Annotated in this window: 7 protein-coding genes and 1 pseudogene; 5 read left to right on the top strand and 3 right to left on the bottom strand. The window is 70.5% G+C overall.

Features of this window, described 5'->3' with window-relative positions; translation table 11 throughout:
- Window positions 1-87: 87 nt before the first annotated feature.
- On the bottom strand, window positions 88-669 hold the full coding sequence (idi, locus tag AB0J58_RS33665; protein ID WP_364223549.1) for an isopentenyl-diphosphate Delta-isomerase: 582 nt from the start codon (window positions 667-669) through the stop codon (window positions 88-90).
- Between the two features lie 136 nt (window positions 670-805).
- Between idi and AB0J58_RS33660 the strand changes: the two genes are divergently transcribed.
- Window positions 806-2104 carry an MFS transporter gene (locus AB0J58_RS33660; protein WP_364223547.1) on the top strand — a complete coding sequence of 433 codons (1299 nt, stop codon included), beginning with the start codon at window positions 806-808 and terminating at the stop codon, window positions 2102-2104.
- On the opposite strand, the gene AB0J58_RS33655 is transcribed toward AB0J58_RS33660, so the two are convergent.
- Both AB0J58_RS33655 and AB0J58_RS33650 read right to left on the bottom strand, forming a co-directional pair.
- Window positions 2058-3329: an adenosylmethionine--8-amino-7-oxononanoate transaminase gene (locus AB0J58_RS33655; RefSeq protein WP_364223591.1), complete on the bottom strand. Its 1272-nt coding sequence runs from the start codon at window positions 3327-3329 to the stop codon at window positions 2058-2060. The two genes, AB0J58_RS33660 and AB0J58_RS33655, sit on opposite strands and share 47 nt — an antisense overlap.
- Complete coding sequence (locus AB0J58_RS33650; RefSeq protein ID WP_364223545.1) at window positions 3313-4722, bottom strand: CCA tRNA nucleotidyltransferase; 1410 nt, start codon at window positions 4720-4722, stop codon at window positions 3313-3315. The genes AB0J58_RS33655 and AB0J58_RS33650 overlap by 17 nt, the downstream gene beginning before the upstream one ends.
- Window positions 4723-4882: 160 nt before the next feature.
- Here AB0J58_RS33650 and AB0J58_RS33645 point away from each other — a divergent pair, with 160 nt between their 5' ends.
- The 4 genes and pseudogenes from AB0J58_RS33645 to AB0J58_RS33630 form a co-directional block, all read left to right on the top strand.
- Window positions 4883-5404: a YbaK/EbsC family protein gene (locus AB0J58_RS33645; RefSeq protein WP_364223543.1), complete on the top strand. Its 522-nt coding sequence runs from the start codon at window positions 4883-4885 to the stop codon at window positions 5402-5404.
- 46 nt (window positions 5405-5450) lie between these two features.
- A complete protein-coding gene (locus AB0J58_RS33640) occupies window positions 5451-7574 on the top strand; it encodes a DUF6049 family protein (protein ID WP_364223541.1) in 2124 nt (707 codons plus the stop codon).
- 21 nt (window positions 7575-7595) lie between these two features.
- Complete coding sequence (murJ, locus tag AB0J58_RS33635) at window positions 7596-9200, top strand: murein biosynthesis integral membrane protein MurJ (RefSeq protein WP_364223539.1); 1605 nt, start codon at window positions 7596-7598, stop codon at window positions 9198-9200.
- A gap of 195 nt (window positions 9201-9395) precedes the next feature.
- Window positions 9396-9793, top strand: a pseudogene (locus AB0J58_RS33630) (serine/threonine protein kinase); the annotation flags it as partial.

Below are 9793 nucleotides of genomic sequence, written 5' to 3'. Positions count from 1 at the left end.
ATCTGGCGAGACCCCCCGCCCGGGGGGGGGGGGTGGGGGTCTCTCGCCTTTGGTGGATCGCCGGTGGGCCCATGTCGGGCTCCCGCGTCAGCGGGCGGCGGGTGGGAGGTCGGCGGGGTCGGCGGCCCGCCAGGCGAGCGGGTCCGCGCCAAGATCGATCAGCTGGGGGACCTGCTCGCGGCACCACGGGGAGATCGCCAGGCGGTCGCCGAGCACCCCGTCGGTGAACTCCTTCCACGGCATCCAGCGCACGTCCTCGACCTCGTCGGGGTTGGGCACGGCCTCGGAGGCGGCGATCACCCGGTAGACCGGGCACAACTCCCGCTCGACGATGCCGCTGTCCATGACCGCGCGATAGGAGAAGCGCGGCAGAAGCAGGTCGACCTGGCCGGCCGCGAGGCCCAGCTCATGGGAGAGCCTGCGGGTCACCGCCGCGGAGAGCGGCTCGCCCGGCAGGGGGTGGCCGCAACAGCTGTTGGTCCACACCCCCGGCCAAGTGATCTTGTGCAGTGCGCGTCGGGACAGCAGGATCTGCCCCTGCTCGTCGAACACGTAACTGGAGAAGGCCAGGTGGAGGGGAGTGTCGGGACCGTGCACCGTGGCCTTGGCCGCCGTGCCGATCGCGTTCCCCGCACTGTCGACGAGCACAACGTGTTCATCAGGTGTCACTCGACCGAGGGTACGTGATCATGTTGGTTCACCGCGCCCCACTTGACGATACGTAGGTAAAGGTCGGTAATGCTCACCCGTACATTCAGGGATGTTCCCGATGCCCATCGGGGGCGGTCCCCCATAGGCTGAGCGCGTGTCATTCATATCCGACCTACGCGTGGTCCTGGAAGGTCGGGACTTCCGGAGGCTGTACGGGACCCGTCTCGTCTCGCAGTTCTCCGACGGGATCTTCCAGTTCGCCGTGGCCGGATTCGCGTTCTTCAGCCCGGAGAAGAGCACGAGCGCGGTGGAGATCGCCGCGGGCCTGGCCGTGCTGCTGCTGCCGTACTCGATCCTGGGCCCCTTCGTCGGGGTGTTCATCGACCGCTGGTCACGGCGGCAGATCCTGGTCGTCGCGCCGCTGGTCCGCGGGATACTGCTGCTCGCGGCCGCGGCGCTGGTCGCCGCGGACGCCCCTGACGCGATCTTCTACGCCGCCGCGCTCGGCGTGCTCGGGGTGAACCGGTTCTTCCTGGCCGCGCTGGGAGCCTCGCTCCCGCACGTCGTGCCGGCCGACCGGCTGATGGTCGCCAACGCGGTCACCCCCACCTCGGGAACCGTGCTCACCTTCGTGGGCATCGGCGCCGGCTACCTCCTCCGGGCGGTCTTCGGCTCCGACCACCGGGGGACGGCGGTGCTGCTGGTCGTCTCCGGTCTCATCTTCGGGCTCAGCGCGCTCATCTCCAGGACCATGGGGCGGGAGCTGCTCGGCCCCGCCTACGATCCCGACCGGCCGCAGGCCCGCGAGGCGGTGCGCCACGTGCTGCGCGGCCTGACCGACGGCGCACGGCACCTGGTACGTCACCGGGCCGCCGCCGCGGCGATGGGCGCGATGACCACCCACCGGTTCGTCTACGGCATGTGCACGGCGATGCTCGTGATGTTGTCGCGCTACTACTTCGCCGAGAACGCCGAGGACGCGCTGAACGCGGTCTCCGTGGTGGTCGCCACCTCGGGGGTCGGCTACTTCCTGGCCATCCTGATCACCCCCTGGGCCACCGAGCGTTTCGGCATCGAGCGGTGGGTCCCGGCCATGCTGGTCACCGCCGGAGTGCTGACGTTCGCGCTCTGCGCGCCTTTCCAGCAGTGGGGGTTCGCGGCCGCGGGCCTCGTGCTCGGCATCGCCGGGCAGAGCGTCAAGATCTGCGCGGACACCGCGGTCCAGCGGGACGTCGAGGACGCCTATCTGGGCCGGGCCTTCTCCATCTACGACATGCTCTTCAACGGCGGCTACGTGCTGGCCGCCGCCCTGGCCGCGGCGCTGCTCCCGGCGGACGGCAGATCGACGCTCGTGCTGGTGGTCATCGCCGCCGGATACCTCTTGGGCGCGGTGGCGTACCGGGTCGTCACGCCGGCCCGAATGATCGAGCCGCTGCCGTCATCGCCGTCGTGACCCTCTCCAGGTCGTCGTCGCCGATCGAGTAGGGCGGCATCGCGTAGAGCAGGCGGCCGAACGGGCGGAGCCAGACGCCGTGCCGCATGACGACGTCCTGGACGGCGGGGACGTCGACGGGCCCGTGGGTCTCGATCACCCCGATCGCGCCGAGGACCCGCACCTGGCGCACGCCGGGTGCCGCCGCGGCCCCGGCCAGGCCCGCGAGGAGACCGGTCTCGATCCGGCGGACCTCCTCACGCCACGGGCGTTCCTCCAGGAGATCCAGGGAGGCGTTCGCCACCGCCGCGGCCAGCGGGTTGCCCATGAAGGTCGGCCCGTGCATCAGCACCCCGACCCCCCGGGCCACCCGCTCGGTGCACAGCGTCGCGGCAAGCGACAGGTAGCCGCCGGTCAGCGCCTTGCCCAGGCACATGATGTCGGGCCTGATCCCGGCGTGGTCACAGCCGAACAGCTCGCCGGTCCTGCCGAATCCGGTGGCGATCTCGTCGGCGATCAGCAGGACGCCGTGCTCGTCGGCCAGTTCGCGGAGCAGGCGCAGGTAGGCCGGGTGGTAGAAGTGCATGCCGCCCGCCCCCTGGACCACCGGTTCCACGATGATCGCGGCCAGTTCGTGGGCGTGCCTGGCGAGAAGATCCGCCAGCCGGGCCGCGTAGCCCTCGTCGTACTCGCGCGGCGGCCGGTCGGCGAACACGTGTTCGGGCAGCACGCCGGAGAAGAGGTGGTGCATACCGTTGACCGGGTCGCAGACCGACATCGCCCCGAAGGTGTCGCCGTGGTAGCCGCCCCTGACCGTGAGCAGCCGGCCCCTGCCGGTGAGCTGGAACGCCATTTTGATCGCCACCTCGACGGCGACCGACCCCGAGTCGGCGAGGAACACCTTCGGCAGGCCGGTCATGGCGGCGAGCCTGCGGGCCAGCCGCACGGCGGGCTCGTGGGTGAGCCCGCCGAACATGACGTGCGCCATGTCCTCCAGCTGCTCCCTCAGCGCCCGGTTGAGCTCGGGGTGGTTGTAGCCGTGGATGGCCGCCCACCACGACGACATGCCGTCGACGAGCTCGCGCCCGTCGGCGAGCGTCAGCCGCACGCCCTCCGCGCGGGAGACCACGTGCGGCGCCACCGGCTGGGGCACGGCCGCGTAGGGATGCCACACGTGCTCCCGGTCGAGTGCGGCGACATCGCCGGGGCCCTCGGGGCCCGCGGCCTGGTCAGGAGTGCCGCTCAGGGGCCACCTCGTTCGCCCGCGCCCACTCGCGGAGGGCGTCCGCGGCGGCCTCCTTGCCGAGAACCCCCTGGTCCAGGCGCATGTCCAGCAGGAACTTGTAGGCGCGGCCCACGACCGGGCCCGGCGGGACACCGAGTATCTCCTGGATCTCGTTGCCGTCGAGCTCGGGACGGATCTTGCCGAGCTCCTCCTCCTCGGCCAGCCTGGTGATCCGCTCCTCCAGCTGGTCGTAGGTCCGCGACAGGGCCTGGGCCTTGCGCCGGTTGCGGGTGGTGCAGTCGGCGCGGGTCAGCTTGTGCAGGCGTTCGAGCAGGTGCCCGGCGTCCCGGACGTAACGGCGCACCGCCGAGTCGGTCCACTCGCCCGTGCCGTACCCGTGAAAGCGCAGATGCAGCTCCACCAGGCGGGAGACGTCGGCCACCACGTCCTTGGGGAACTTCAGCTCCGTCATCCGCTTCCTGGCGAGCTGCGCGCCGACCACCTCGTGGTGGTGGAAGGAGACCCTGCCGCCGGGCTCGTGGCGGCGGGTCTTCGGCTTGCCCACGTCGTGCAGGATCGCGGCCCAGCGCAGGATCCGGTCGGGGCCGTTCTCCTCCAGGTCGATCGCCTGCTCGAGCACGATCAGCGAGTGCTCGTAGACGTCCTTGTGCCGGTGGTGCTCGTCGATCTCCAGGCGGAGCCTGGGCAGCTCGGGCAGCACGTGGCCGGCGAGCCCCGACTCGACGAGGATCTTCAGCCCCTCGCGGGGGTGACCGCCGCCGATGAGCTTGTCCAGCTCGTCGCGGATGCGCTCGGCGGAGACGATGTCGATCCGGTCGGCCATCGCGTCCATCGCGGCGAGCGCCGCCTCGTCGACGGTGAAACCGAGCTGGCTGGCGAACCTGGCCGCGCGCAGCATCCGCAGCGGGTCGTCGCCGAAGGAGCGCTCGGGGGGGCCGGGGGTGCGCAGCAGCCGGGCGTGCAGGTCGTCGAGGCCGCCGTAGGGGTCGACGAACTCGCGGGACGGCAGGCGCAGCGCCATCGCGTTGATCGCGAAGTCACGCCGGGCCAGGTCGCCCTCCAGCGTCTCGCCGTAGGCGACGTCGGGCTTGCGCGACTTGGGGTCGTACGACTCGCTGCGGTAGGTGGTGATCTCCAGCAGCCACCCGTCCTTGCGGACGCCGACGGTGCCGAAGTCGATGCCGATCGTCCAGACGGAGTCGGCCCAGTCACGGACGAGCTCCAGGACCGTCTCGGGCCTCGCGTCCGTGGTCAGGTCGAGATCGTTGCCGATCCTGCCCAGGAAGACATCGCGTACGGAGCCGCCGACAAGGGCTATCTGGTAACCCTTGGCGGCGAACAGCTCGCCAAGCTCGTCCGCCACAGGAGCGATCTTCCGGAACAGCTCGCTCATGCCGTGGCGCTGGCTCTGGGTCAGATTTGAAAGGGACAAGCCGGGTAGGTCCTTCGGTTACGGAACATGTTCCCCTGCGGGGATACACCTGAAGCGATCACCAGGTTACGGTCAGTCAGGAGAACCTCGGGGGCCGTGCGTCGAGGCAAGGAGCACACACATGAAGGATGCGCTCGCGATCCACCGCTGGCTCCTCGCACACCAGGTCCATCATGAGATCGTACGCCTTCCGCGCGCGATGACATGCTCGGACGAACTGCCCGAGGTGCTTTCCGCGAGCCCCGCCGTCTGCCTGGCGGTCACGGTCTTCGAGGTCACGACGCGAATCGCCCGCGAACCCGTGGCGGTCGTCACCTCCGTCGGCTCTCCTCCGCGCCCCGGTCTGATCGGCGGCATCCTGGGCGCGCGGCGGGTCCGGCCGGCCTCGGCCTTCACCGTCAACTCCGCCACCGACTACGCCTCGGGGCTGGTCTGCCCGCTGCTGCTGCCCGCCACCTTGACCGTGCTGGTGGACGAGCGACTCACCGACATCGCCACACCCGTCTACGTGCCCACCGGGGAGCGTCACACGGCACTCCTGATCCGTGCGGACCACCTGCTCACACTGGTTTCGGGCAGGGCCGTCGACCTGACTCGCCAGGCTTCCCGAAAGGAGGCGGCGACCTTTCCCCTCGCCGGTTAGGCCATACCATTACGGGCGTGCGCCGTACTCGACCCCTGGCCGGCACGTGATCCGCAAGGTCACGCTGCTCGCCCTGCTCGCCACCACGCTGCTCCTGCCCGCGGCCGTGGTCGTTTCCGGTACGGCGAACGCGCAGACGACCGCGGCGAGCCGGCTGAGTCTCCAGATCATGATGGAGGCCATCGGCCCCGACGTCCCCCGTGAGCCGACCACCGAGGTCAAGGTCTCCGGATCACTGGTCAACTCGGGCACCGAGACCATGAGCGGGCTGCGCATCCAGATGCGCTACTCGCCCCAGCCGTTCGCCCAGCGTGGCGACATCGAGGCGTACCAGTCGGGGCAGAGCCTCCAGCCGAGCGCCTGGCGCGACCAGCGCTACGTCCAGACCTCGATCGCGCCCTCGGGGAAGACGCCGTGGGAGTTCGTCTTCACCCCGCAGCTGCTGGGCCTCTCCCGCTTCGGCGTCTATCCGATCATGATCGAGGTGCTCGACGCCTTCAACCAGCAGGTCGCCACCCTGCGGACCCTGGTGACCTACATGCCCAGGGAGACCAGGGTGGTCCGTACCCGGCTCGCCATGGTGCTGCCCATCGTCGACCAGCCGCGCCGGAGCGGTGACGGCGTCTTCGCGGACGAGGGGCTGCCCGCGGCCATGGCCCCCGGCAAGCGCCTCGGCGACCTGCTCAAGATCGCCCAGGACACCTCCTCGGCCAAGGGCCTCACCTGGGTGGTCGACCCCGCCCTGCTCGACGACGCGCGGGCCATGGGCGGGCCGCACGCGGTCAGGTCCAAGAACCGCACCCAGCAGCGTCCCGCGACACCCGCGGCCGCCCAGTGGCTGAGCGACTTCCGCGAGGCCGTCGCGGACCACCCGGTGATGGCCACCCCGTACGGCGACCCCGACGTGGCGGCCCTCGCCCACAACGGCGTCGACAACGCCGCCGCGACCGGTATCAACGCGGCCAGGATCATCGGCAGGGAGACCCTCGGCCGCGATGTGATCACCAACGTGAACTGGCCGCTGGGCGGCCTGATCGACTACGACGGGCTGGACCTGCTGGCCACCGGCGGCGTCGACACCGTGCTGCTGAACGTGCTGAACCTGCCGCCGGCGGCGCCCCCGGTCACCACCCCCGACGCCTCGGCGACCCTGGAGAGCGTGAACGGCCCGGTCACCGCCCTGGTCGCCGACGCGAAGCTGAGCGAGACCGTCGGCGCGGACACCTCCGCCCCCGGCTCGGCGCTGATGAACCGCCAGCGGTTCATCGCGGAGACGGCGATGATCAGCGCGGAGCCCGTCAACACGGCCAGGACCGTGATCGCCGTTCCGCACCGCCGCTGGGATCCCGACCCCAGGTACGTGACCAACCTGATCGAGACCGCCGCCGGCCTGCCCTGGCTGCTGCCCGTCGGTCTCGACGCGGTCAAGCGCGGCAAGGGTGCCCCGACACCGCGGGCCGACCTGACCTACACCGACCAGAACCGGCGGGCCGAGCTCCCCAGGCAGTACCTGACGGGCGTCAAGAAGGTCGGCGCCCGCGCCGACCTGACCGCCGCGATCACCACCGCCCAGGATCTCGACGTCTTCGACCTGGCGCTGCTCCGTCTGACCTCCTCGGCCTGGCGCGGCAGGACCGCCGCCGCGGCGCCGTACGTCCAGCAGGTCGCGGAGGCGATCGACAGCCGGATCGCCATGGTCTCCATCACCGGTAGCGAGCAGTCGCGCCTGCGCACCCTGGCCGGCAGCAACGGCGACGTGCCGATCAGCGTGCGCAACGAGCTGAGCGGTGAGGCCAGCCGGGTCGCGGTCCGCCTCAGGGTCACCTCCGACCAGCCCAAGCTGTTGAAGATCGAGCCGTACCTGGACCAGCTGACGATCCTCGGCGGCCAGAGCCAGACCATCCGGATCCCGATGACCTCGACCGCCAGTGGCCAGACCACGGTGACGGTGCAGCTCACCACCGACGACGGCCGCAAGTACGGCAGGCCGGTCGAGCTGACCGTGCGGACCACCGGGTACACCGGGGTCGCTCTGGTGATCGTGGGGGCGGCCCTCGTGGTGATGCTGGCCGCCGTCGTCCTGCGCGTGCTGCGCCGGCGGGGAGGCCGCCGCCCCGCGGCCGCTCCCCCGTCGGAACGCGATCGCGAGCCGGCCGGCACCGAGTCCTGACACCCAGCGGAGGAATGGCGCATGAGCAGGGTCCTGCGTGCGAGCGCGATCATGGCGGCGGGGACGATGGTCTCCCGCGTCACCGGCTTCGTCCGGACGGCGGTGCTCGCCGCGGCCATCGGGACCTTCGCCCTGGGCGACGCCTACAACGTGGCCTACACGATCCCTTTCATCTTGTTCGACTCCCTCCTCGGCGGGGTGCTGAGCAGCGTCGTGGTACCGATGATCATCCGGCGGCAGAAGAGCGACCCCGACGGGGGCCGGGCCTACGAGCAGCGGCTGATGACGCTCGGGGTGCTCGCGCTGACGGTGATCGCGGTGGTGTCGGTAGTGCTGGCCAAGCCTCTGATCAGCCTGTACAGCACCGACTGGGGCCCTCGGCAGACCGAGGTCGCGGTCAGGCTGGCGCAGTACATCCTGCCGATGATCGCCTTCTTCGGCGTCGGGGCGATCGCCGGGGCGATCCTCAACACCCGGGACAGGTTCGCCGCCCCGATGTGGGCGCCGGTGCTCAACAACATCGTGATGATCGCCGTCGCCGTCGGCTACTACCTGAAGCTGGGCGGCGCGGGCACCGACGTCGACACGGTGACCGACGCCGACCTGGCGCTGCTCGGCCTGGGCACCACCGCCGGTATCGTGGCGCAGTGCGTGGTGCTGGTCATCGCGCTGCACCGGGTGGGATTCCGTTTCCGGCCCCGGTTCGACCTGCGCAACGCCGGGCTCGGCGAGATGGGCCGCACCGCGGTCTGGACCTTCGCCTACGTCGGGATCGGCCAGATCAGCTTCCTGATCACCACCAGGCTCGCGACCGGCGCGGGCCAGCGGGCGCCCGGCGCCGGTAACGCCGCCTACGCCTATGCCTACCAGCTCTTCCAGCTCCCCTACGGGATCATCGCGGTCTCGGTGATCACCGCGATGCTGCCCCGGATGAGCAGGGGGGTAGCCGACGGGCAGCTCGACTCGGTCCGGGAGGAGTTCTCCTCGGGGGTGCGACTGGTGTCGGTGCTGCTGGTACCCGCCGGGCTGCTGCTGATGGTGCTCGGCCCCGCGGTGACCGTGCTGATCTTCTCCTGGGGCAACATGACCGTCGACTCGGCGGTCTACATCGGCAACGTGCTGCAGGTCTTCGGGCTGGCGCTGGTCCCGTTCTCGGTCTTCCAGCTCCTGCTGCGGGTCTTCTACTCCTTCGGCGACACCCGCACACCGGCCTTTCTCGCCGTCTGCAACCTGGCGGTCAACGCCACGCTCAGCCTGGTGGCCTACTTCACCCTGCCGGCGCAGTACATCGTGATGGGCCTGGCCCTCGCGTTCACCGTCGCCTACGTGGTGGGCAGCGCGGTCGCCTGGGCGCTGGCCTCACGCAGGGTGGCGGGCCTGGGAGGGCGCAAGGTGGCCGCCGGGCTGTCCCGGATGTACCTGGCCTCGCTCCCGGCGGCGGCGCTCGCGCTCGGCGTGCTCTGGATCACGCAGGAGCTCACCGGGCTGGACGCGCTGAGCGCCGCCATCATGCTGGCGGCGGGCGGCGGACTCGGTATGGTTCTTTACTTGGCGATCGCCCACCGGATGCGCATCCCCGAAGTGAGCTCGATCGTTGGAATGGTGGCAGGACGGGTAGGCCGGTAAGCCAAAGGCTTGTCTCAAACGTCTGACAAGGCGAACACGGGCGGAACCGGCGCGGGACTACCATGGTGCGACACGTGTGGTGACATGCGGCTAATGGAAGCAGGAGGGCGTGGGCGGATCCACCCGGCATCATGTGATGTGTCTTGATGTGCCGACCTGGCGTGGTGCTGTCGTGTTCTCAGTTTCGGAGTCCTCATGAGTTCTCCCACCGTCGAGCCCGGCACCAAGCTGGCCGAGCGCTTCCGGCTCGAAGACCGTGTCTACGAGTCGGGCGGTGCCACGCTGTGGAAGGCCATCGACGAGGTGCTCGCCCGGCCCGTCGCCGTGCACACCTTCGACCCTGACTTCCCGCGCCTGAACGAGGTCGTCACGGCGGCCCGGGTGGCCAGCCGGCTGACCGACCCCCGTCTCACCCAGGTCTTCGACGCGACCGAGGACGACGGCCACTCCTACGTGGTCAGCGAGTGGGTGAGCGGTGAGACCTTCGGCGACATGATCGCGGGCGGCCCGCTCGACCCCCAGCGGGCCGCCGCGATGGTCGCCGCGGCCGCCCCGGCGCGGGCCCCCCCCCCCGAGGCGAACCACACCCACCA

This window comes from Streptosporangium sp. NPDC049644, from assembly GCF_040675205.1.
Taxonomy (GTDB): Bacteria; Actinomycetota; Actinomycetes; order Streptosporangiales; family Streptosporangiaceae; genus Streptosporangium; species Streptosporangium fukuiense.
This window is presented reverse-complemented; position numbering and strand designations above follow the sequence as displayed.

What these genes read in the sequence shown, in the direction of transcription:
- AB0J58_RS33650 (WP_364223545.1), bottom strand. Translation starts at nt 4,722, where the DNA reads ATGAGCGAGCTGTTCCGGAAGATCGCTCCTGTGGCGGACGAGCTTGGC.
- AB0J58_RS33645 (WP_364223543.1), top strand. Translation starts at nt 4,883, where the DNA reads ATGAAGGATGCGCTCGCGATCCACCGCTGGCTCCTCGCACACCAGGTC.
- murJ (WP_364223539.1), top strand. Translation starts at nt 7,596, where the DNA reads ATGAGCAGGGTCCTGCGTGCGAGCGCGATCATGGCGGCGGGGACGATG.